Genomic DNA, 21,136 nt, shown 5'->3' on the forward strand with positions numbered 1-21,136 from the left:
CCGCAACATCGCCTCACGCGGTGTGGCGGACTGGGCAGTGAGTCACGCTGCCTGACGCGGACCTCGCCGCCGAAGCCAGCGACGGTGAGGAGCTGCAAGCTCGGTCGTTTACGGCCGAGAAGCTGACGCTCGGGTGTTCTTCGCCACCGTGTCATGGAAGGGAGGCGGCCATCGCGTGGTCCTTCGAGTGCGCAGTCCAAGATCGAAGGAGAACACGGCGATGGCCGTTGACAGCAGTGTGACGCCCGGCGAGCGGCTGGCGAAGCAGATCGGGGCGGATGGCCGGGACATGTTGCGTTCCATGGTCAAGGCCATGGCCTTACAGCCCGTCTCTCCTCGGGCGAGGAAACGTTCGGCATGGTGGGGAATTAGCCCACCGTCACGGCTGCCCCATCGAGCAGGGCCGGCCAGACACCCTGCGTTCCGATCTTCGTACGGACATGATGCTCGGCGCGCGGGATCTCACGGCGCCACCGGGCCCGCCACTTCATCCGCCGTGGCGGTTTCCGACGAATACTTCAAGGAAGCGCTCAACGGCTTGGGCGAAGTCGCTGGCGCCGCCGAGCGTTCACTGTTACCTGCTCTTACCGGAGGATGCGTGAAGGAAAGACTGCGGAAGCTCGGCCTTGCCTTTGTGGCGGTTCTGGTCCTGGGGCTGGTCGCTCTGACGGTGGTGATCTTTGTGCCTGATTCGCTACCGTATGTTCTTTTTGTCGTGGTGACCATTCTCGTGGTGGGCTCCATTCTCTTTGAGCGCTTCGTCCTATCCGACCCGGAGCCCCCCGACCTGCCGCCGCGGTCGGCTCACGACGTGAGGAGGGAACAACATCGTCGTGATTCCTGGTGACGTGCTGCCCCGGCTCGCCAGCCGATGGATGCTGCGTGGCAGGTGAGTGAAGGCGAGGGCGGGCGCGCGGTCGCCCTCGGTAACCGCGTTGGTGGTGGTGCAGTAGCCGGGGATGGATCCGCCGTGGCGCCAGGCGGTGTCCCCGCAGGTCAGCTTTGATGCTGCTCAGGCCGAGCCCATACCGGCTGCCTGGCGCCGCGCTCCGGGGGCGTCGACGGTGGTCCGCATCTGCTTGTCGGCTTGCCTTCGAGGAGCGCGGTGAAGAAGCGGTTGAGGTCACTGGGGTGGCGACTATCTGCGTAGCGATCCAAGCCTGAGACGGGTCGAACGTGGTGACGGCGGTCATCGGCTTGGCCGGGTCATCGCGGTGGTAGCCCTTGGCGTGCGGAGTGGGAAGGCTCCGGTCGCCGACGTTCGGGAAAGCCGACGTTCGGAAGGGGGTGTGGCGCAGGCCGATGCGGTCGATCGCGCGCTTGCTGCGGATTGACCACGGCGCAGCGTCGCAGCGCACGTCGCACGCGGGCTGACCAACAGGGAGACGGCCGCGGAGCTCTTCATTTCGCCGCACACCGTCGACTACCACCTACGGCAGATGTTCCGCAAACTGCGCCTGGAGCTGGCCCGGATGCTGGCCGACCGTCGATGAATAATCGAGTGGCCCATGTTCCCCCTCCTCATTAGCGTGACCAGATGCTGAGCTATGACGTGCTCGTCGAGCAAGCCATCCAGGCATCCGTCCGCGGATGGGACTTCAGCTGGCTGCGCGGCCGAGTGAACGGTGGAAATCCGTCGTGGGCGTACACCGAGCGAGCCTTGTCGCTGCTTCCGACGGCGCGGCGGGTGCTTGACCTGGATACCGGCGGTGGTGAGGTCCTGGCGTCCTTGTCTCCGCTTCCGCCCTACACGGTCGCCATGGAGGGATGGCAACCCAACATCCCCATCGCCGGCAAGCGGCTGAGGCCGTTGAGGGTGCCGGTATTGGGCGGTACCGCCGATCACATCCCCGTGCGCGAGACCACGTTCGACCTTGTGCTCAACAGGCACGGTGCGCTGAACGCGGCCGAAGTCGCCCGGGTTCTCGTCCCTCATGGCCGACTGCTTACGCAGCAAGTCGGCAGCCGCAACGGGTTGGACCTGAACGCCGCCCTGGGTGCGCCACCCCCGACCGATCCGGAGAGCTGGACATTGGCCGTCGCGGTCGACCGCCTCCGCCACTGCGGGCTGCACGTGCTGGACGCTCGCGAGGAGATGGTCGAGTACGTCTTTCACGACATCGGCGCGGTCATCTTCCAGTTACGTGCCGTTCCTTGGCAAGTCCGCGACTTCGATCGCAACCGCTATGACCGGCCGCTACGTGCACTCCATGAGCGCATCTGTTCCGAGGGCGCTTTCACTACTCGCGATCACCGCTTCCTCATCGAAGCCGAACTCCCTCGTCTCTGACGGCACTCCCGGACCGGCAAACCGCTGCTCATCAACGTGATCTTTCGCTCGGTAGCATCGGTCGGGGAATCAGGGGCGTGAAGGGGACACATGGAGTCGGAGGCACGGTTCACGCTTCTCGGGCCGGTGTCGGTCCATGGACCTGACGGGCCGATCGCGCTGGGCTCGCCGAAGCAGCGGACCGTGCTGGCCGCGCTCCTTCTCAATGCGGACCACACGGTGTCGGACGACCGGCTCGTCGCTCTGGTCTGGGGCGAGCGGCCGCCGCGCACGGCTGTCGCGCGCTTGCAGGTGTACGTACACGAGCTGCAGGCGCTGGTCGGCAAGGGGCGCATCAGCCGGGTCGGCGCCGGCTACCGCATCCACATCGGCGCGGACGAGCTCGACCTGCGGCTGTTCGAGCGGTACAGAACAGCCGCGCGCGCCGACGCCGAAGAGGGGCGACACGCCGACGCCGTGGCGCGGTTGCGTGCCGGGGCAGCACTGTGGTGCGGGCCCGCGCTGGCGGGGACCAGCGCAACGCTCATCGACCAGGAACGCCCAGGCCTCGAGGACAGGCGGATCTGCGCCCTGGAGGAGCTGTACGACGCGGAGCTGGCATCCGGGCGGCACGCCGAGATTCTCGGCGAACTTCACACCGCGGTGGCCGAGCACTCACTGCGCGAGACCGCTGGGCTCTCATGACCTACTAGGGGGTGGTCATGTAACCACGGTCGTGCTTGTAGTCCCTTTTCCTCTCCCTGATCGTGTCGTTCAGTCGGGGGCAGGGAGAGGAAAAGGGGTCGGTCTCGTCAGGCCTGCTTGAGGGTGGCGCCCACGTTGCCGCAGCGGCGTCGAACGACCCACGCGCCGCCTCCAGGCAGGCCGGCCTCACGAGCCCGAACGAATGCCGCTCGACCGGCAACACCAGCGCCGCACCGGCAACCTGCCAGCAGGCATGACCAACGTCCGCCGCGCCTTGGAAACCGACGGCACTCGCCGAATAGCGATCACCCACAACCTAAAAGACGCCTTTATTGGCGCTCTCCTCATTCCGGATGGCGTCGCGGCCTACGACGCTGAGGCCCGGTCCCGCGCGGAGTCGGCACCCACCGTTTCTCATGTCTGATCGCCAGTCGAACCGCCCAGTAGATGAGGAAGAACAACAGCACCACGGGGCTGATCCATAGCACCACCAGGGACAGGGCCTCAATCATCAAAATCGCCATTCGATCATCGACATAAGGGGCACAAGGATGCCCGATCTACTCGTCAGCGTCTACCAGCGGCTCCACGTCTACTAACGCCACCAACCGCCGCCGCGAAGAACGAAACGACGCGAGGAGCTGAGGTCATAGAACCTCCGGCAGGGCGCTCCGTCCGGATGATCGCCGCACGGGACGAACCCTTGCGTCTCGCGGCCCTGGCCTGTTTTCCCTTCGGGCGGGAGGGACAGCGCACGGGCCGTATCTCGAACGACAGAAATCGGCCCGTCGTCGTAGCATGATCAGGACAACGGAGGAGCCAATGTGCGCATCGCCATCCCGCTGTTCGATCGGTTCACCGCTCTCGACGCAGTCGGCCCGTACGAAGTGCTCAAATTCCTGCCGGGCGCCGAGATCGTCTTCGTAGCCACGGAGCCTGGACCCGTGCGGGATGTTCCCAAGTGGTTGGCCATCAGTGCCGACGCGACGTTCACTGAGATTGACGCGTGCGATGTGCTGCTTGTGCCTGGAGGCCCCGGCGCCCGTGGACTCCTTAAGGACGAGGAGCTTCTCGGCTGGATCGGGCGAATGCACGAAGGGAGCAGCTGGACCACCTCCGTATGTACGGGATCACTGCTCTTGGCTGCCGCTGGACTGCTTACGGGGCTTTCCGCGACGACGCACTGGGCAGCCATCGATGTCCTGGAGTCGTTCGGGGCGACGTACACGGCCGAGAGAGTCGTGTTCCAGGACAGAATCGTGACCGCCGCAGGAGTCTCCTCCGGTATCGATATGGCGCTCGCATTGGCAGCGCACATCGCAGACCAGACCACGGCAGAAGCGATCCAACTGGCGATCGAGTACGACCCTCAGCCGCCGTTCGACGCAGGTTCCCCTGCCAAGGCCCCGCAGGCCGCCAAGGATCTTCTTGCCAGAGGGATCCGCTGACATCGAAGCGGACCGCATACAGTGCCGCCGTGCTGCTTCTCCAGTACACCGAGGTTGACCACCGCCGCGGGTGCCTCATCGGGGTGCGCGTAGGTGTCACTGTCGAGCAGCGCGCGGCGTTCGGCCGATCCGATCGCGTCAAGGTCGGCCTGAACGGCGTGCTGGTCGAGGTCCGGAAGGCGGGGGTCGTCGTGGATGCCTCGCCACTGCCGCGGAGTCTATGTTCAGCTACCCTTTGGGCCGTGAATCAGAACGAAAGTGTCGAAGGAGCCGAGCAAGCTCTGGCTGGTCTTGGGGGAGATTCCTCTCGCGTGACCGTGCGCCGGCTCACCATCGACGATCAAGACGAGTTCATCGAGTTGGTCCGTGCCAGTGCCGACCTGCACCATCCGTGGATGGCCTTGCCCAGCGCGCCGCCGGAATTCCGCAAATTCCTCGCACGATTCGACGACCCTCTGTCTGCCGAGGGCCTACTGGTCTGCATGCGTGACACCGGTGCTATAGCGGGCAACATCAACATCAACAGCATTATCCGGGGGCGGTTCCAGTCCGGCTCGCTGGGCTATGCGGCCTTCGCTCCCGCCGCCGGCCGAGGGTACATGTCCGAAGGTCTCGGTCTAGTGCTGCGCTATGCGTTCGAGCACTTGCGCCTTCACCGGCTGGAAGCCCAAATCCAGCCCGACAATCATGCTTCTCTGAAGCTGGTTCAACGCCTCGGGTTCCGATCCGAGGGTTACTCGCCTGACTTGCTCTTCATCGCCGGCGCCTGGCGGGATCACGAACGGTGGGCCATCACCAACAGCATGAGTGGGATTGTTCCGAGCGCTCCGCATCCAAGCCTGCCTATCCCTTGAGGTCACTCCGTATCGGATGGTTCGGCGGGGGACTCGTTTCAGACAATAGTTGTGCGGCGGCTTTTGCGCCGTCGGTGCGTACTGTGGTGGCGATGGATTGGGCGCGGGCTGCCACGTCCGGCTGGAGAGTACGGCTGAGAGCTTCGGTCAGGGAATTGGTGGTCGGCGCGCCGGGCGAGTGCGCTGTTCCGATATTGAGGTCGTTGATTCGTTGTGCCCAGTAGTGCTGGTCGAAGTGCTGGGGGATGGCGACCTGGGGTGCTCCGGCACGTGCGGCCGCGGTGGTGGTGCCCGCGCCGCCGTGGTGTACGGCGGCGGCGACCCGCTGGAAGAGCGCCTGCTGGTTGACCTCTCCGATGGACAGGCAATCGGGTTCGCTGTCGAGTAGCGCCAGGTCGGCCCAGCCGCGGAGCACGATCGCGCGGCAGCCGAGCGCGCGGGCCGTTTCGATCATCGTCTTGCTGAGGTCATGGGGCGCGCGGATGCTGCCGAAGCCGAAATAGACGGGTGGTTCGCCGGCCTCAAGGAATGCCTCCAGCTCCGCAGGCAGCGGACGCTCGTCCGGCAGGATCCACGCGCCCGTCTGAACCACATCCGGGTCAGCGGGCTCAGGCCAGGGCCCCAACGTCGGGTCGGCTGCCAGCCAGGGCTGGTCGGTGAACATATGGCTCCGGACGTCAGGGACCGGAGCCAGGCCGGCCGAAGCCCGATGGGAGTCGAGAGCAGCGCCCCAGAGGTCGTTCCAAAGTTGTGCGTCCTGAGCCCAGAGAGTGCGGTTGTCGCCCTTTCCGTCTCCTGGTGTGCCTTCCCGCATCGGCATGAAGGGTGGCGCATGGTGGGGGGAGGGTAGAGCTATGGGGCAGTAACCGGCGAAGACGTAGCGGATTCCCATCTGCTCGGCCACCGAGCGAGCGGCCATCACCAGGTATCCGCCGGCCATGATGACGTCGCAGCCCTCGGCGGCCGCCGGCAGCGTCTCGAACTGGGTGGCGACCGTGGCTTCCACCATCTGACGCCGCTGTTTGGGCGAGGGCGGGGCTGCGGTGGGGCTGGCTTTCCCGGTTGACCGCAGTTCGGGGCCGAGGGGCACGAACGGGATTCCGAGGCCGTCGATCCAGTCGCGGAAGTCAGGGGGCGCGCATACGCGGACTTCCTCGCCAAGGGCCCGCAACTGCACCGCCAGCGCCACTATCGGCTGGACGTCGCCACGCGACCCGATTGTCGACAGCAGTACACGCATCGAAACTCCCCCCGTGAAGGTTTCGGCCGCAATTGGCCGACACATTGTGAATGTGAGCCGCATTCGCGTCCATCTCCGTTTGGCGTGCGCTTGCGCTGATTCAGCTCACGCCCAGAATTCTGGACCGGCACTGGGGTCTTGCCGCAAGCCCCCCTCGCTGCTATAGCTTGGAAATGGCGGGGTTGCGTGGATGGGATCGTCTTGCAGTGAGATTGCGTGTCGAGAAAGTGCGAACGTTGAGCAGAACCACAGGGGCTTCTCTAGGTGGAGGGCAGTGAAGGTCTCGTCGGCCAGGATGGTTTTATCTGGGCCGATGGTGAAGCGGGTCAACATCACTTCATCATCTGGTTCTTGGCTGCCGAGGGAGGTCACGGTGAAGCCTGCGTTGTCCGTGGCCTGCCACTCGCCAGAGAAAGATTGCTGATGGCGTAATTCCAGAAGAGCGGGCTCGGGGCAACGCCAACGGAATCGGGTCATCTCCATTCCGCCACTTGCGCTCTCCCAGCCGCTCCAGCCTCGTCCATCGGGGAGGAAGCCCAGCCAACTGCTTTCCATCGCTCCGTAGTCGTAGGGGCCGCTGTCCCAGAGGCCAACGAGGAGTTCGGTTTCCATGTTCGCCAGGATGTCATGAGTACGGACTGCCGGCTCGGGAGGTGCGGTTAGCATTATCGGTATGAACGAGCCCCAGCCCGTCACACTTCCCCACGGCGCCAACCTGAGCTGTGACACCTGCCAAAACGAGCTCTTCGAGAGCTATCAGTGGAAGCTCCAGACCACCGGGATGACATTCTTCGGCCTTGACTGGGCCAACCGTGATGCGACCTGCTTTGTGTGCACCACGTGCCGTCGCATCCATTGGTTTCATTTATGAACAGGGGTGTCGCTGAGGATCTTCGAATACACATACATGTCCCGACGCTCACCTCCCACCTCCTGCCAACTACGCAAGAGACCCTCGCGAACGAACCCCGCCCGCTCGGCGGACTTCCACGACGGTGCATTCCACGGCTCCACATGTAACTGCAGCCGGGGAATCCTCAGCCGTTCCAAGCCCCAAGACGAGATCGCCCGCAAGGCCGTACACGCGATCCCCTGACCCCGGGCCGACTTCGCAACCCAGTAACCCACCGACGCTCGACCATGAGGGCTCGGCCACAACCCGATCTGGCCCACGGCTCGGTCGTCGCCGGTGTTCGCGATCGCGAAGGAGTAGCCGACCCTGTCGGTGGCCCTGCTCCACTGACGTTGGATGAAGGCGGCGCCCTCCGCGTCTGAGTAATTCGGCGGTACGCCGGTGATCAGAGGGATGTACGCGTCTTCGGACGCCTCTCGCACCACCGCGACATCATCCAGCCGCCATGGGCGAAGAATGAATTTCTCGCCAGCCGGGAGTTCGGGAACGACGAGCGGGTTGTCCATTCCCGCATCATGCCACCGGAGGTGATCATTTCCCTCACCGTCAAGTGATCCTCGGCTCGCGGGGTGGAATAGCGGGTGCCGAATAGACTGCGGCGATGACCGCGTACCGGATCCTGGCGGTGGACGACGATCAGGCCATCCTGCGCTCGCTGCGGCGCGGCCTGCGGTTGGAGGGCTTCGCCGTGGATACCGCCGAGTCGGGGCGGCAGGCGCTGGAGCGGGTGGATGGCCGGCCCGATGCGATCATCCTTGACGTGTCTATGCCGGAAATGTCGGGCATCGAGGTGTGTAGCCGGTTGCGTGGGGCTGGGTCGCAGGTGCCGGTGTTGATGTTGTCGGCCATGGATGAGGTGGCCGACCGGAAGGCCGGGCTGGCGGTGGGCGCCGACGACTACGTCGTCAAGCCGTTCGATCTGGGTGAGCTGGTGCTCCGCCTGCGCGCTCTGTTACGCCGTGCCGGATGTGCCCCGGGAACGGTGGTGCGCGTCGGAGCGCTGGTCGTCGACCCTGACGCGCGCCGGGTCACGTTGCGCGGTCGGGAGGTGGAGGTGACGCGGCGTGAGTTCGATCTGCTGGAGGTACTGGCGCGTAACGCCGGCATCGTGTTGTCCCGATCTGTGCTGCTGGAACGCGTCTGGGGCTATGACTTCGAGGTGACCGGCAACGCGGTGGACACGTTCGTCGGCTATCTGCGGCGCAAGCTGGAAGCGGGTGGCGAGCCGCGCATGCTGCACACGGTACGCGGGGTGGGGTTCGTGCTGCGGGAAGCGCGGCCGTGAAGCTGTCCACGCGGTTCGCGCTCTGCCTCGCTGTCGCCGTTCCGCTGCTGGTCGCGCTGGCGGGGCTGGTCTTGCTCGGGCTGGTCTCGCAGGACCTGCGCGCTGAGCGGGACGACCAGCTCACGGCGCGGCTGCGGGCGCTGACTCCGATGGCGGCGACGTTCGCGTGGCGGACCCGCGTACTGCCCGCCATCCCGCCCGACTTCCTTCAGCAGCGGCTGACCGCGGCCGCCGGCGTGGGCGGGGTCTGCGTCGTGGAGAAGGGGGAGAAACTGCTGGTCATCGGGGATGTTCCGGGTACGCTGCCGGTCGGCGCCGGGCCTGCCGACCATGTCGAGGGGGAGCGGCGCTGGCGGTTCGTGGCCGCCGACGTGGGGCGGCAGAGGACCGCGCGGCTGATCCTCTTCGAGCCGGAGGAGCGCCTCGGCGACCAGATCGCGGTGCTCGGCAAGCGGCTGGTATCCGTCACGCTGGTCGCGGCCGGGGTGGGCGCGGTGGCCGGGTTGGTGCTGGGCAGGTTCGCGGTACGTCCGCTGTCGAGGCTGGGCAGGCAGGCACGTACGATCGGCAGACAGCAACCGCCGCCCCGTACGATCGGCAGACAGCAACGGCCGCTAGACCGGCGGGCACGTACGATCGACACGCCATCTCGTACGGAGACGCGCCTGGCGACCACGGCAGGCGTCGCCGAGATCGACGAGCTGGCCCGCCTCCTGAACGATCTCCTGGACCGGCGCGACGCGGCCGTGACCCGTACCGGCGAGGCACTGGAGACCGCGCGCGCCTTCGCGGCCACCGCCGCGCACGAGCTCCGTACCCCGCTCACCAGCATGGGCACCAACCTCACCCTCCTGGACCACCCCGAGCTGGACCCCGCGGACCGCGCCGAGATCATCACCGACCTCGCCGCCGAACACGGCCGCATCCAGCGGCTCATCACGATGCTGCGCCGACTCGCGCGCGGCGAACTGCTCGCCCCCGACGCCTTCGCGGATACCGACCTGACCGAGATCATCAACGACGCGGTCGAGGACGCGCGGCACCGTCACCCGCACGCCACGATCACGGCCCGTCTGGTGGACGGCGTGCGCGTACGCGGCTGGGCCGAGGGGTTGCGCATGGTCGCCGACAACCTGCTCGACAACGCCGCCCTCCACGGCGCCGACGGGTCCGGCCGGGTGGCGATCACCGTGACGTTGGAGGTGGGGGAGGAGGTCGTCCTCGCCGTTCAGGACGCGGGCTCGGGGGTGGTGCCGCGGGGGCGCGATGCGATGTTCGTCCGCTTCCGTCGTCGCTCCGGCAGTCCGGGCTCCGGGCTCGGCCTCACGCTGGTGCGGCAGCAGGCGACGCTCCACGGCGGCACCGCCACGCTGGGCGCTTCGCTTGACGGTCCGGGAACACGGGCCGAAGTACGTCTTCCCTTGACCGGCCGGCAAGCGCCGGGACCTGGGCCTTCCTGGCTGGAATAGCCCGTCGGCATGCCAGAGAGCTGCCAAGAAGGTGCGTCACCATCTCGCTCGGAGCACAACACCGCATCCTCCGGAGGAGACGACATTGCGCATCATCCGTTCCGCGCCCGCCGCCGCCGCGCCCGCCGCCGCGCTTGCCGCCTCGCTCACGCTGGCGATCGTTGCCGCGTCAGCGTCCGTGCCAGCGTCGGTATCGGCGTCCGCGTCCGTGCCAGCGCCAGCGTTCGTGCCCGCTGTGTCCGTGAGCACTGTGGCCGAGACCGCCGACGTGCTGAAACCGTCGGCGCACCCCGTCAAGCTGCGCACCGCGCCCAGGAAACTCTCGGTGACCTACACCTACCAGGGGCAGGAGCACACCTTGAACGACTTCCTGTCTCGTACCAAGACCAACGGCTTCGTCGTCCTGGACGGCAAGGACGTCGTCGCCGAGCGCTACACGGACGCGAGCCGAGCCACCCGGTTCCAGTCCTGGTCGATGGCCAAGTCGTTCACCTCGACGGCCATCGGCATCGCGCTCAGCGAGGGGCGGATCCGGTCGATCGACGACAAGGTGGACAGGTATCTGCCCGAGTTGGCCGGCTCAGGCTACGCGGGGGTGTCCATCCGCGACCTGCTGCGTATGTCGTCCGGCATCGACTGGGATGAGCTCACCGACGTGCCGCGCCTGCAGGCCGCCGCCAACAGGGGGTATTCGATCAGGAGGATAGCGGCCCGCCAGGTGCGGGGCTGGGAGCCGGGCAGCAGGTTCGAGTACACCAGCATGAACTCCTTCGTCCTCGCTCGGCTCGTCACCAAGGTCACCGGCATGCCGTACCACGAGTATGTGGAGCGGAAGATCTGGCGGCCCGCCGGGATGGAGTCGACGGCCACTGTTGGCAAGGACTCTCGGGGTGACAGCCTCGGCTACTGCTGCTACTACGCCACCGATCGCGACTTCGCTCGTTTCGGCCTGCTCTACCTGCGCGGCGGTAAGGTCAACGGCCGCCAGGTCGTCCCGGCCTCCTGGGTCAAGGCGTCCACCAAGCCGTCCTCCGCGGTCAACCCGCGATATGGACTGCACTGGTGGCTCGGTGACGGCGGGGACTTCATGGCGGCTGGGTTCGGTGGTCAATACATCTACGTCTCGCCCGAGTACGGCGTGGTCATCGTCAAGTCGGTCACCGCCGCGGGCCGCCCGGACCAGGACGAAGCCCTCACCGCGTTCCGCGCCGTGGCAGCCGAAGTGGCCAGGACCCGCTGACGCCGGAGGGCGCGTCCCCGGATGGTGCGCCTCTCCGGACGGTGCGCTTCCCCGGACGGTGCGTCCCCGGGCGGCGCGCCTCCCTAGACGGTGCGTCCCCTCGGACGGGCAGCGTTTGGTGCCTTATTGCCAGAGATCTGCCAAGGAGCCTTGTCACCATGCCTCGCATGATCACACCAAGACTGGGTGCCGCCCTGGCCACCGCCACCCTTCTCGTCACGTTTCCGCAGTACGCCGCCGCAGCCGCCCCGCCGGTGACGCCCGAGTGCGCATGGGGGGTCAAGGTCTCCGCCGACACGCGCAACGTCTTTTACCCCGACTCCGCCGCCACGTACTGGGTGCTGCCGTTCACCGTGCAGGAGGGGTTACGGATCACGCTGGCCGGCCAGTACCCCGACAGCCGGTACGCCTCCGTCCAGGTGTACAAGGAGGGAGGCGGTCTGTTCGAGGCGAACGGTGTCGCCTCGTCGCTCACCGACCATCGCATCCAGCCGGACGCGGGCAGCGTCAACCCCTGGCAGCAGCAGGCGTCCCCAGGCGGCCACTACACGCTCACGGTGACCGCCGATGCGGCTCCGGGACAGGTCAACACGCTGCCGCTGGCCCCGTCCGGCACCCCTGAAGGGGCCAAGGGGAACATCGTCTACCGCGTCTACCTCCCCGCCGACGGGGACTTCAGCCAGGTGCGGCTCCCCGCCGTCACCTTCGAGCGCGACGGCGTCACACAGCCCGTACCCACCTGCACGCAGCTCACGACCAGCGCCGCCGCGACAAATGCTGGGGGTGTGGCCAGCGCCACCACACCACCTGCGCAGGAGGCGGGGAGCGCCACCAGCGCCGCCACACCACCAGCGCAAGGCACGGGCGCATCCGCGCGAGGCATCGGCGCATCCGCGAGAGGCACGGGCGCAGCCGCGCAAGACGCGCCCGCGTTCGCCCGCGCGGACCTCACCGACCGTCCGACCGGCGGCTTCCCGAACGGAGACTCCGCCTATCTCTACGCCGACGTCACCCCACCCCTCGGCCGCCAGGTCGTCGTCATCCGCGGCAAGGCCCCGCGCAACGCCCAGGGCTCGCACCCGGCGCCCTGGCCGGCCCCGGGCAAGGACGTGCGCTACTGGTCCATGTGTACGAACCTGACCCTGCCCCCGTACCAGGTCGTGGTGAACCCACTGCCCGACGGCACCTCCGACTATGGATGCCGCGCCGACGACCACACCGGGCTCGACTCCGACGGCCGCTACAGCTACGTGGTCGGCGGGGAGTCGCAGCGGCAGGCGATCGAGCAGGTGCCCGGGGTGACGTTCCTGCCGTTCTCGGCTGCCCGGCCCGCGGCGACGCATCGGATCATCCTCCGCAACATGGTCGTGGACGCCGGCTTCGCCGAGGCCGTGCAGAACGTGCCGGAGGACGGCGATCCCGCCTCCGCCGCGGCCGTCATGGGCGAGTACTACCCGGTCACGAAGGTCTGCTCGCTGGCCGCGCTCACGTCGGAGGGACCGGCGGACTGCTGAGTCGCGGGAGGCCAAAGCGCTGGTGCACGAGCACGACGGTGGGCGAGTCCCGTTGTAGGGGAGCCGTCAGGCTCGGGACCGCTGGCCGGATCGGCAGTCCGTCGTGTCCTGCTGAGCGCGGGTGTTGTGACCGCGTTCCTCATTCGGAGCGCCGCGACTTCATGGAAGGCGGTCCGGACCCTTAGAGGAAGTCGCCGCCCTGGAGATCACCAGGCGGCTCGCGCCGGCGAGCGAGATGCCGAGGCGCTGAGCCGGCTCGCCGGTGGTACAGCTTTCGGCGAGCGCGGGGTCACCAGCGGAGTCTTCTCTTTCGATCGGGATTTCGCCGGCGCAGCATGACCGCCAGCCGTGGCATGCCCACGAGCAACTCCACGGTGAAACGCCTGCGGGCGCGTTGGTCGGGAAGTGCGTGGAGTTCGCCAAGCCACTCCGCGATCCAGCGAGCCCGGACAGCATGCGGAAGAATGGTCGCCCCCGCGGTGATCACCCGGAGAATCGCCTGCATTCCGGCATCACCGGACACACCGAGTCTTGCCTGTGCGAGACCTTCGAGTTCCCGGCCGATCTCGTCCATGCCCAGCCGGCCGGCGATCGGCACGAAGACGTCGAGGGTCTCGCGTGCTTTCCGAAGCTGTTTCTCCGGCGGGAGGAATCGCATGGTCCGCTGGTTGTGCAGGCGATCGGCCAATTTCAGGGTCAACACCCGCTCATCGGTGGTGTCCCGCCAGTCTTCAGCCGGACGTGCGGGGTCCTCGAGCTGCCGCAGGTCCGTCACCAAGCGCACGATCGTCTCGCCGAACTCCGCCACCAGTTCCGTCTCGGGACACGCGGTGTCTTCGAGGAGGTCGTGCAGGAGTGCCGCGCAGAGTAACTCGTGGTCAGCGCCAAGATCGGCGAGGATGGCGGCGACCGCGAGTGGGTGGGTGATGTACGGCTCCCCGCTCCTCCGTGTCTGGTGGCGGTGCCAATAGGCGGCCACCGTGTAGGCACGCTCGACCATCCGCGCCTGATCCGCTGTCAGGTAATCGGGTATGGCTTTTTCCAGGGTGCTCATGCCGTGCCTCCAGCGATGCCGGGACGTCGGCTTCCGGTGGCCCGCCTGCGCTTTTCGGCCGCCCGAGCGATGGCCTCACGGCCGCGTTCGAGGCCGTCTTCGGTGATTCTGTAGTGCCGACGTGGTGGACGACCCTGGTGGGCGGCCGGGTCATCCCAGCGGCTCTCCACCCAGCCGTACTCCTCCAGGCGGATCAGAATGGGATAAAGGGTGCCACCTGCGATTCCGGTGGCTTTACATAACCCCAACCCGTAATGCTCGGCCAAGGGGTCATTCAGCAGCTCCCGCAAGACCGAGAGGGTCTGCGGCGTCATTCGGGGACTGTCTGCCATGAGTCTTAATCTAGCTAGGTAGAGATGGCCTGCCATGTCTCTCGAAAGTGACAGCGATGTGCGGCTGATCTCCGGCGAGGAAGGCGCGGACCGCGTCCTGGAAGGCCTGCGGCTCCTCCGAGAAGACGAAATGACCGGCATCGGCGATCTCCACCAGGTGGGCGCCGGGGATCTGCGCGGCCAGGAGGCGGCCGGCGGCCGGCGGGCACACCCAGTCATAGCGGCCCACGATGGACAGCGTGGGAACCGAGATCTCCGGCAGACGCGGTCGTAGGTCGTACGTGGGTGCCAGCGTACGGAAGAAGTACGCGGCGACGTCGAGGGAGACGTCGGTGAGTCGCATGATCCGCCCGGGGACGTCGGTGTGCTGCGGGCCGGCGTAGAACGGAAGGACCAACCGGCTGAAGGCGTCGAAGGTCTCAGGCGAGAAGTCGCCGCCGAACAGGCGCCGCGCGACCAGGACCGCCTCGGCGGACGCGCGCTGTTCCAGGCTCGGCGGCGGGTCCTCGTCGGGCAGCGGCGCCAGCGTGGGCGCGGTGCCGCACAGGATGAGTCCGCCGACCGAGTCCGGGTGCCGCAGCGCCAAGTGCAGGGCGACGAACCCGCCGGCGGAGTGGCCGAACACGATGGGCGCGGTGATCCCCAACCGGTCGCACAGCCGCGCGACGTCGTCGGCCATCCGCTCCAGAGTGCAGGTCCTGGCGGGCATCCGTTCCGAGCGGCCCTGACCGCGGAGGTCGACGAAGACCAGTTGTACGTCCGCGCTCAGCGGGCCCAGTCCCGGCCGGAGGTATCCCTGGTCGAATCCCGGACCGCCGTGCAACACCACCATGGTCGGCCGCTGGACCAGCCGGTCCCCGTCAAGGTGGAGCTGCGGTCCGTCGACGTCGATGTACAGCTCTGTCCCGTTCACGCTCACGCGCATGGCGTGCCTCCCCGCGGCTCGGCGCGAAAAACTCCCGGCGTCACACCCGTAGGGCGTTCCGTCGCGTGCCTGGCCGTTCCACAATCAGCGCAGAGGTGGGCGGCGGGCCCAGGTGGCCCAGCGCCAGAGCCACTCGAGGGGACCATGCCGGTACCGGCGTAGCCAGAGGGTGGACCAGAGCCACTGGACGGCGAGGATGGCACCAGCGATCAGCAGCACCGTCGTCGAAGACCAGTCGTCCGACTGGCCGCCGAGGATGCGGCTGATCGCCAGGACGAGGATCGTGGCGGTCAGGTAGTTGGTCAGTGCCATCCGTCCCAGCGGTGCGAAGACCGCCTGCAGCGCCGGTCGGACCGGTGTCCTGAGCAGGACCAGCAGGGCGCACACGTACACCCCGGCGATCAGCAGCCCGGCCAAGGCGAACGAGCCACTGAACCCCGATGCGTCGACGTGAGTCTGCCACCACAGGGCGGGCGCGGCCCCCACCGCGAGGACCAGGCCGAGCACGGCAGGGCCGCGGGTGGACCGCTCGATCCGGGCGATCACCCCGTACCGGGTCAGCGCTGAGCCCAGCAGGAACAGCCCGGGGACCAGCGCGAGAAAGCCACTGCCGACGATCAGCGGCGCCACGAGGAGCGCGGCGGCGAGGCCGGCCACGGCCCACCGCGGCAGCCAGGACGAGGGCAGGAGCACCACCAGGCCGACGACGGCATAGATGGCCAGGATGTCGCCCTCCCAGAGCAGAAAGTGGTGCACCAGGCCCATCGCGAGCAGCACCAGGAGCCGGCGCAGCAGGAGGAGCCGCGGGTGAGTGGCGCGGTCGGTGGCGGAGTTCAGCAGCAGCGAGAACCCGACGCCGAACAGCAGGGAGAAGATCGGGAAGAAGCGCTGATCGACGAGCAGCCCCATCCATTCCTCGCCGGGTATCGGCGCACGGTCCACGGCGAGGCTGCCGACGTGGGCTATCGGCTGGACGTTGGCCACCAGGATTCCGCACAGCGCGAACCCGCGTACTACGTCGAGCGCGGCGATACGCGGCCGGCCGGGGGAGGTCGTCTCGGCGCGGGCGGTCTGGCGGCGGTCGTATCGCTGGGTCAGGCCCTCGGTCTCCGGCACCGGAAACGGATCTTGATATGGCATGGGCTCATCCTGCGAGCCCGGCCCGCCGCCGGGCATCGGGCGAAAGCAGGGTTGCCCGGTGCACGACGGTACTTTCGGCCGTTTCGGTGCGCGGTGCCCATCTCCTAGCCTGAACCGTGTGAATGTGCGGGCCGGGATCGCCGCCGACGCCTTGCTCGGCGTCGTGTTCGCGACGGCGCTCGCCTTCCAGGCGTACCGGGTCGCGGGCAGCTGGGGCGACGGCTACTGGCAGTTCGACTGCGTCGCCGGAGCGGTGGTGTGCGCGATAGCTCTGGTACGCCGACGCGGCCGGGCATGGGCGGCGGTGGCGGGACTGGCCGTCGCGGCGGCCGCCATTCTCACCACCCACTTCGTCCATCTCCCCAGCGAGCCAGGCCTGGCCATGGCCCTGGCGCTGTCCGTGCTCGTCGGCTCCGCGATCAGGGCGCTCCCGGCCTCCTCGGCCTGCGCGGTCGCGGCCGGTGGATTCGTGGTGGTCGCCGGCAGCCTGCTCGCCGCCCGCACTCCCTCCGCCGGCGTTTCGCCCGTCGTGATGCTGAACGGCGCGGGATGGCTCGCCGCACTCGCGCTCGGGCTGGGCCCGCGGCTGCTCGCCGCCCGCCGGCGGACCGTCGCCGAGCGGGTACGCCGCAACGAACGCCTGGTCCTGGCCAGGGAACTCCACGACGTCGTCGCCCACCACATCACCTCCGTCGTACTCCAGGCCCAGGCCGCCCAGCTCGTCACCCGCAAGCACCCGGAAAAGACGGAAGACTCCCTCGCGAGCATCGAGGCCGCCGGCTCCGACGCGCTGGCCGCGACGCGCCGCGTCGTCGGCCTGCTGCGCGACGCCGATGACGCGACCCCCGCCACGCCCGGCCCCGACCAGCTCGGCGAACTGGTCGAACGCTTCGGCTGCCACGGCCCCGAAGTACGCCTGAGCTTGCCCGACGACGGATCGGGGTGGCCGCCCGAGGTGTCCAGCACCGTCTATCGGGTCGTCCAGGAGTCGCTGACCAACATCTCCCGCCACGCCCCGCACGCCCGCTCGGTGACGGTCAGCGTCGCCCGCGAGCGGGACGCCGTCACCGTCGAGGTCGTCGACGACGCCCCGCCGGCCCCGGCCCGCTCCCCCCACCGGGGCGGCTACGGCCTGGTCGGGATGCGCGAACGCGTCGAGGTCCTCGGCGGCCTGCTGTCCGCAGGCCCGCGCAACGGAACCGGCTGGTCCGTACTCGCCACTCTGCCCGTCTCCACACGGAAACGCCGATGACCAACCTGCCCGTCTTCACGCGGAAACGCCGATGACCATCAGGGTCCTGCTGGCCGACGACCAGGCGATGATCCGCGGCTGCCTGCGGCTCATCATGGAGGACCAGCCTGACATCACCGTGGTCGCCGAGGCCGCGGACGGCGCCGAGGCGGTCGCCCTGGCCCGGCGCCTGCGGCCGGACGTGTGCCTGGTGGACATCCAGATGCCCCGCCTCAACGGCATCGAGGTCACCCACGCCCTGGCCGGCCCCGGCGTCGCCGACCCGCTGCGGGTCATCGTGGTCACCACCTTCGACCTCGACGAGTACGTCTACGGCGCGCTGCGCGGCGGGGCGGTCGGCTTCGTCCTGAAAGACGCCGGCCCCACCCTGCTCGTCGAGGCCGTCCGCGCCGCGAACGCCGGGGACGCCCTGATCTCCCCGTCGATCACCCTGCGGCTCCTACGCCACCTCACGGCCGCCGCGGCACCGCCCGCCCGCAGGGCCGCCCAGCCGCTGTCCGAACGCGAGGTCGAGGTCGTCCGGGCCATCGCCCGAGGCCGCACCAACCAGGAGATCGCCGCCGAGCTGTTCATCTCACTGAGCACCGTCAAGGGCCACACATCCGGCATCCTGGCCAAACTAGGCATGCGCAACCGGGTCGAGATCGTCGCCTGGGCCTGGGAGAACCGCATCGTGGGGTAGAGAAATACGCAGATCAGCGTAGACGCCCTGGTCGTGAAAGTTGACCCCGCGCCCGCACGTCGGCATCGTGAACCGAATGACCAGCGATGAAACGCGGGACGGAGTGTCGCTGACCAATCTCGACCAGCCGCTGTTCGACGGATCGAACGCGACGAAACGGGATCTGGTCGACTACCTGGACGCCGTCCGCGACCGCATCATCCCAGCCCTGCGGGACCGCGCGCTGTCGGTGATCCGCGTACGGCCCGGCCAGGCGCCGTTCATGCAGAAGAACGTGCCCAAGTACGCCCCCGACTGGATACGTACGGTCTCCGTCTGGGCCGAGGCGTCGCACCGGCAGGTGTCCTACGCCCTGTGCGACGACCGCAGGACCCTGCTGTGGTTCGCCAACCAGAGAGCGGTCGAATATCACCCGGCGCTGTTCCGCGGCGAGCATCCCACCCATCTCGTGCTCGATCTCGATCCGCCGGTCGAGGACGCGTTCCCGCTGGCCGTACGGGCGGCCCGGCTGGTCCGCCAGGCCCTCGACGACGCGGGGCTGGCCGGGGCGGTGAAGACCAGCGGGGCGAAGGGGCTGCATGTGTTCGTGCCCGTGGTGGCGGGGACCGCGATGGACGACCTGGCCTCGGCCACCCGCGCCCTGGCCGCCCGCGCCGAACGCGTCGACCCGGCGCTCGCCACCACGGCGTTCATCCGGGAGGACCGCGAGGGCAAGGTGTTCCTCGACTCCACCCGCGCGGGTGGCGCGACGGTGGTGGCCGCCTACAGCCCGCGCATCCGGCCGGGCGCGCCGGTCTCCTTCCCCCTGGCGTGGGAGGACCTCGACCGGGTCACGCCGTCCGACTTCACCGTCCACACCGCGGCGCGGCTGCTCGCCGACGGCGATCCCTGGGCGGAGCTCATGCCCGAGCCGCAGCCGTTGCCCGCCGACCTGGTCGAGGAGGGGCACACGATCCCGATCGCCCGGGTCCAGGCGATGCACGAGGGCAAGCGGCGGGCGAAGGCCAGGAGAGGCGAGTGATCAGCGGGCCGGGGTGGCCTGCTTGAGTGAGCGTAGGGCGGCGTCCGGGTCGTCGGCGAAGAAGCGGATCGTGGTGGCCTCGGCCCGGCCGCCGAGCGGGCGGACCACGGTGATCGGCTCGGTCAACTGGACGATCACGTTGGTCTGGGAGGAGACCGCCACGCTGAGCCGCCCGTCCGCCACGGAGACCATCCTGCTCTCGTTGTAGTTGCGCGACAGGCGTACCGACGAGATGAGGTCGCGGGGAACGCGCAGGTCGAAGTAGACGCCGAACCGGATGCGCAGTTCGCCGGGCGTCACGACGTGCGGCCGGGTGACGCAGGCCGCGCCGAGCGCCAGGCAGTACAGGATGCCGTAGACGTCGCCGATCAGCACCACGGCGCGCAGCCCCTCCGGGACGTCGATCGCCCGGAGGAGCAGGTCTATCCCCACCGTCTCCACAACCATCACGAACAGGAAGATGAGCAGGATCGGCGCCTGCTCTCTCGCGTACGGCACGGCGGTGGCGCCGGCCGGCACGCCGTGACGGCGCCGCGCGATCCACAGGACGAGGCTCACCAGACTGAGTAGTTCGATCTGGATGATCCGAAGCACCTTGCGTGCCATCACAACTTCTCCTTGAGCGCGATCATGATCAGCCGGAACACCTCGGACTGGGCGGGGGTGAACTCCGAGAACATCGCCTCCAGCCACCCGCCGTCCCCGGCGGAGCCGTCCGGCAGGTACGCGATCATCTGCCGCGCCATCTCGTCGGGCAGGTGCTCGGCGAGGTCGGTGGCCAGCTCGGCGAGGCGGGGGTCGCCGGGATCCGCGTAGGCGAGTTCGTCGAGCCGCCGGTAGAGGGCGTGCCCCCGCACGAGCGCGCCGGGCTCGGTGAGCGGGCGCATCAGGTCGAGCATCCGCGTCTGGGCGGCCGGGTCGGCCACCGTGTTGACCAGGGTCAGCAATTCGCTATCGAGCTCGGCGAACTTCGAACCCGCCGCGGGCAGGTCGCGCAGCACCGTCGCGAGCTCGGGTGGCACCATCGAGCCGGAGTCGAGGTCGGCCCGCTCCAGGAGGGTGGCCAGCCGGTCCCGCTTGGCGTCGATCGCCGCCCGCTGCCTGGCCAGGTCGGCGTCGAGCTCCTGGAGCACCTCGCGCAGCTCGCGCCCCTCGTCGTCGGCCAGGACGTCGCGGAGCTCGTCGAGGGACAGGCCCAGCTCGGCCAGTCGCCGGATGCGGGCGAGGGCCACCGCATCGCGCAGCCGATACTCACGGTAGCCGTTGGCCAGCCGCGCCGGCTCGGGCATCAGGCCCAGGTGATGGTAGTGGCGCACGGTCCGGGTGGACACCCCGACCAGCGCGGCAAGCTCGCCGATCCGCATGTCCTCATTACACACGTTGACCTTACGTCAAGGTCAATCCATCACAGAGCGTACGCAAGCGCCGCTTCCACGATGACCAGCAGCGGCACGAGCGGCACGGCGTACAGGGCCGCCTGGCGAGCCCCCGCGTACCGCTCCGGGACGGCCGTGAGCAGGGCCAGCAGCACCGCGCAGCCGATCGGCGCGAGCAGCCAGGTCGACAGGGTGACCGTGCCCCACGTGCTGACCGTGTCGCAGTCGTCGCTCTGATAAGAGGCCAGCGCGTCGAGACCGCACGCCTTGTCGCCGAGGATCGACACGGCCAGCCAGGCGATGAAGCCCGCCAGCCAGATGACGACGGCGAGAACGGAGGTCAACGCGACGGCCGCGCCGCTCGGCGAGGTCGTCCGGGTGGCGGAGGGAGAGGGGGCGATCACGGCAGGACTCTAA

The 21,136-nt window shown here is 68.3% G+C and carries 24 protein-coding genes and 1 pseudogene; 15 read left to right on the forward strand and 10 right to left on the reverse strand.

The genetic code is table 11. The features are described from left to right. The first annotated feature begins 496 nt into the window (after positions 1 to 496). The 7 genes and pseudogenes from KLK06_RS45970 (at position 497) to KLK06_RS46000 (ending at position 5,276) form a co-directional block, all read left to right on the forward strand. Positions 497 to 847, forward strand: a complete 351-nt coding sequence (locus KLK06_RS45970) for a hypothetical protein (protein ID WP_214642067.1) — start codon at positions 497 to 499, stop codon at positions 845 to 847. 505 nt (positions 848 to 1,352) lie between these two features. Next, a pseudogene (locus KLK06_RS45975) lies at positions 1,353 to 1,493 on the forward strand (helix-turn-helix transcriptional regulator); the annotation flags it as partial. A 44-nt stretch (positions 1,494 to 1,537) separates the two neighbouring features. Further along, complete coding sequence (locus tag KLK06_RS45980) at positions 1,538 to 2,290, forward strand: class I SAM-dependent methyltransferase (protein WP_214642068.1); 753 nt, start codon at positions 1,538 to 1,540, stop codon at positions 2,288 to 2,290. Between the two features lie 90 nt (positions 2,291 to 2,380). After that, positions 2,381 to 2,974: a BTAD domain-containing putative transcriptional regulator gene (locus tag KLK06_RS45985; RefSeq protein WP_214642069.1), complete on the forward strand. Its 594-nt coding sequence runs from the start codon at positions 2,381 to 2,383 to the stop codon at positions 2,972 to 2,974. A 202-nt stretch (positions 2,975 to 3,176) separates the two neighbouring features. Further along, positions 3,177 to 3,398 carry a hypothetical protein gene (locus tag KLK06_RS45990; protein ID WP_214642249.1) on the forward strand — a complete coding sequence of 74 codons (222 nt, stop codon included), beginning with the start codon at positions 3,177 to 3,179 and terminating at the stop codon, positions 3,396 to 3,398. A 400-nt stretch (positions 3,399 to 3,798) separates the two neighbouring features. Beyond that, positions 3,799 to 4,422 carry a DJ-1/PfpI family protein gene (locus KLK06_RS45995; RefSeq protein WP_214642070.1) on the forward strand — a complete coding sequence of 208 codons (624 nt, stop codon included), beginning with the start codon at positions 3,799 to 3,801 and terminating at the stop codon, positions 4,420 to 4,422. Positions 4,423 to 4,451: 29 nt separating this feature from the next. Continuing rightward, positions 4,452 to 5,276 (forward strand): GNAT family N-acetyltransferase, encoded by an 825-nt coding sequence (locus tag KLK06_RS46000; RefSeq protein WP_308168745.1) that lies wholly within the window; start codon positions 4,452 to 4,454, stop codon positions 5,274 to 5,276. Here KLK06_RS46000 and KLK06_RS46005 read toward each other — a convergent pair. Together KLK06_RS46005 and KLK06_RS46010 are read right to left on the reverse strand one after the other, a co-directional pair. Then, positions 5,266 to 6,516, reverse strand: a complete 1,251-nt coding sequence (locus tag KLK06_RS46005) for a glycosyltransferase (RefSeq protein ID WP_214642071.1) — start codon at positions 6,514 to 6,516, stop codon at positions 5,266 to 5,268. The genes KLK06_RS46000 and KLK06_RS46005 overlap by 11 nt on opposite strands. Positions 6,517 to 6,621: 105 nt before the next feature. Beyond that, positions 6,622 to 7,128, reverse strand: a complete 507-nt coding sequence (locus KLK06_RS46010) for a hypothetical protein (protein ID WP_214642072.1) — start codon at positions 7,126 to 7,128, stop codon at positions 6,622 to 6,624. Between the two features lie 61 nt (positions 7,129 to 7,189). On the opposite strand from KLK06_RS46010, the gene KLK06_RS46015 reads away from it, so the two are divergent. Further along, the gene (locus tag KLK06_RS46015) at positions 7,190 to 7,387 is read left to right on the forward strand and encodes a hypothetical protein (RefSeq protein ID WP_214642073.1); all 198 of its coding nucleotides are present in this window, start codon (positions 7,190 to 7,192) and stop codon (positions 7,385 to 7,387) included. On the opposite strand, the gene KLK06_RS46020 is transcribed toward KLK06_RS46015, so the two are convergent. Beyond that, entirely contained in the window at positions 7,378 to 7,935 is a 558-nt protein-coding gene (locus KLK06_RS46020) for a GNAT family N-acetyltransferase (protein WP_214642074.1), read from the reverse strand. The genes KLK06_RS46015 and KLK06_RS46020 overlap by 10 nt on opposite strands. A gap of 95 nt (positions 7,936 to 8,030) precedes the next feature. On the opposite strand from KLK06_RS46020, the gene KLK06_RS46025 reads away from it, so the two are divergent. From KLK06_RS46025 to KLK06_RS46040, 4 genes are all read left to right on the forward strand, one after another. Continuing rightward, positions 8,031 to 8,714: a response regulator transcription factor gene (locus KLK06_RS46025; protein ID WP_214642075.1), complete on the forward strand. Its 684-nt coding sequence runs from the start codon at positions 8,031 to 8,033 to the stop codon at positions 8,712 to 8,714. Then, positions 8,711 to 10,183, forward strand: coding sequence for a HAMP domain-containing sensor histidine kinase (locus tag KLK06_RS46030; RefSeq protein WP_214642076.1), 1,473 nt, complete (start codon positions 8,711 to 8,713; stop codon positions 10,181 to 10,183). The genes KLK06_RS46025 and KLK06_RS46030 overlap by 4 nt, the downstream gene beginning before the upstream one ends. 241 nt (positions 10,184 to 10,424) lie before the next feature. Then, entirely contained in the window at positions 10,425 to 11,423 is a 999-nt protein-coding gene (locus KLK06_RS46035) for a serine hydrolase (protein WP_308168746.1), read from the forward strand. A 167-nt stretch (positions 11,424 to 11,590) separates the two neighbouring features. Further along, complete coding sequence (locus KLK06_RS46040) at positions 11,591 to 12,937, forward strand: hypothetical protein (protein ID WP_214642077.1); 1,347 nt, start codon at positions 11,591 to 11,593, stop codon at positions 12,935 to 12,937. 289 nt (positions 12,938 to 13,226) lie between these two features. On the opposite strand, the gene KLK06_RS46045 is transcribed toward KLK06_RS46040, so the two are convergent. From KLK06_RS46045 to KLK06_RS46060, 4 genes are all read right to left on the reverse strand, one after another. Continuing rightward, positions 13,227 to 13,991, reverse strand: a complete 765-nt coding sequence (locus tag KLK06_RS46045; RefSeq protein ID WP_214642078.1) for an HD domain-containing protein — start codon at positions 13,989 to 13,991, stop codon at positions 13,227 to 13,229. Next, a complete protein-coding gene (locus KLK06_RS46050) occupies positions 13,988 to 14,305 on the reverse strand; it encodes a PadR family transcriptional regulator (protein WP_214642079.1) in 318 nt (105 codons plus the stop codon). The genes KLK06_RS46045 and KLK06_RS46050 overlap by 4 nt, the downstream gene beginning before the upstream one ends. 28 nt (positions 14,306 to 14,333) lie before the next feature. Then, positions 14,334 to 15,248, reverse strand: a complete 915-nt coding sequence (locus KLK06_RS46055) for an alpha/beta fold hydrolase (RefSeq protein ID WP_214642080.1) — start codon at positions 15,246 to 15,248, stop codon at positions 14,334 to 14,336. An 84-nt stretch (positions 15,249 to 15,332) separates the two neighbouring features. Further along, a complete protein-coding gene (locus KLK06_RS46060) occupies positions 15,333 to 16,388 on the reverse strand; it encodes a DUF418 domain-containing protein (protein WP_214642081.1) in 1,056 nt (351 codons plus the stop codon). 118 nt (positions 16,389 to 16,506) lie between these two features. On the opposite strand from KLK06_RS46060, the gene KLK06_RS46065 reads away from it, so the two are divergent. From KLK06_RS46065 to KLK06_RS46075, 3 genes are all read left to right on the forward strand, one after another. Then, on the forward strand, positions 16,507 to 17,640 hold the full coding sequence (locus KLK06_RS46065; protein ID WP_308168748.1) for a histidine kinase: 1,134 nt from the start codon (positions 16,507 to 16,509) through the stop codon (positions 17,638 to 17,640). 31 nt (positions 17,641 to 17,671) lie between these two features. Next, on the forward strand, positions 17,672 to 18,322 hold the full coding sequence (locus KLK06_RS46070) for a response regulator transcription factor (protein ID WP_214642082.1): 651 nt from the start codon (positions 17,672 to 17,674) through the stop codon (positions 18,320 to 18,322). A 76-nt stretch (positions 18,323 to 18,398) separates the two neighbouring features. Next, a complete protein-coding gene (locus KLK06_RS46075) occupies positions 18,399 to 19,343 on the forward strand; it encodes a DNA polymerase domain-containing protein (RefSeq protein WP_250907068.1) in 945 nt (314 codons plus the stop codon). Here KLK06_RS46075 and KLK06_RS46080 read toward each other — a convergent pair whose 3' ends face one another. From KLK06_RS46080 to KLK06_RS46090, 3 genes are read right to left on the reverse strand one after another with little or no spacing between them, the layout of a single operon-like run. Continuing rightward, positions 19,344 to 19,949 (reverse strand): hypothetical protein, encoded by a 606-nt coding sequence (locus tag KLK06_RS46080; RefSeq protein WP_214642084.1) that lies wholly within the window; start codon positions 19,947 to 19,949, stop codon positions 19,344 to 19,346. It abuts the gene before it with no gap. Next, positions 19,949 to 20,707: a MerR family transcriptional regulator gene (locus tag KLK06_RS46085; protein WP_214642085.1), complete on the reverse strand. Its 759-nt coding sequence runs from the start codon at positions 20,705 to 20,707 to the stop codon at positions 19,949 to 19,951. Before KLK06_RS46085 ends, KLK06_RS46080 begins: the two co-directional genes overlap by 1 nt. Before the next feature lie 41 nt (positions 20,708 to 20,748). Then, complete coding sequence (locus KLK06_RS46090; protein WP_214642086.1) at positions 20,749 to 21,123, reverse strand: hypothetical protein; 375 nt, start codon at positions 21,121 to 21,123, stop codon at positions 20,749 to 20,751. Positions 21,124 to 21,136: the final 13 nt, after the last annotated feature.

The sequence above is a fragment of the Nonomuraea sp. NEAU-A123 genome, from assembly GCF_018603905.1.
Classification (GTDB): domain Bacteria; phylum Actinomycetota; class Actinomycetes; order Streptosporangiales; family Streptosporangiaceae; genus Nonomuraea.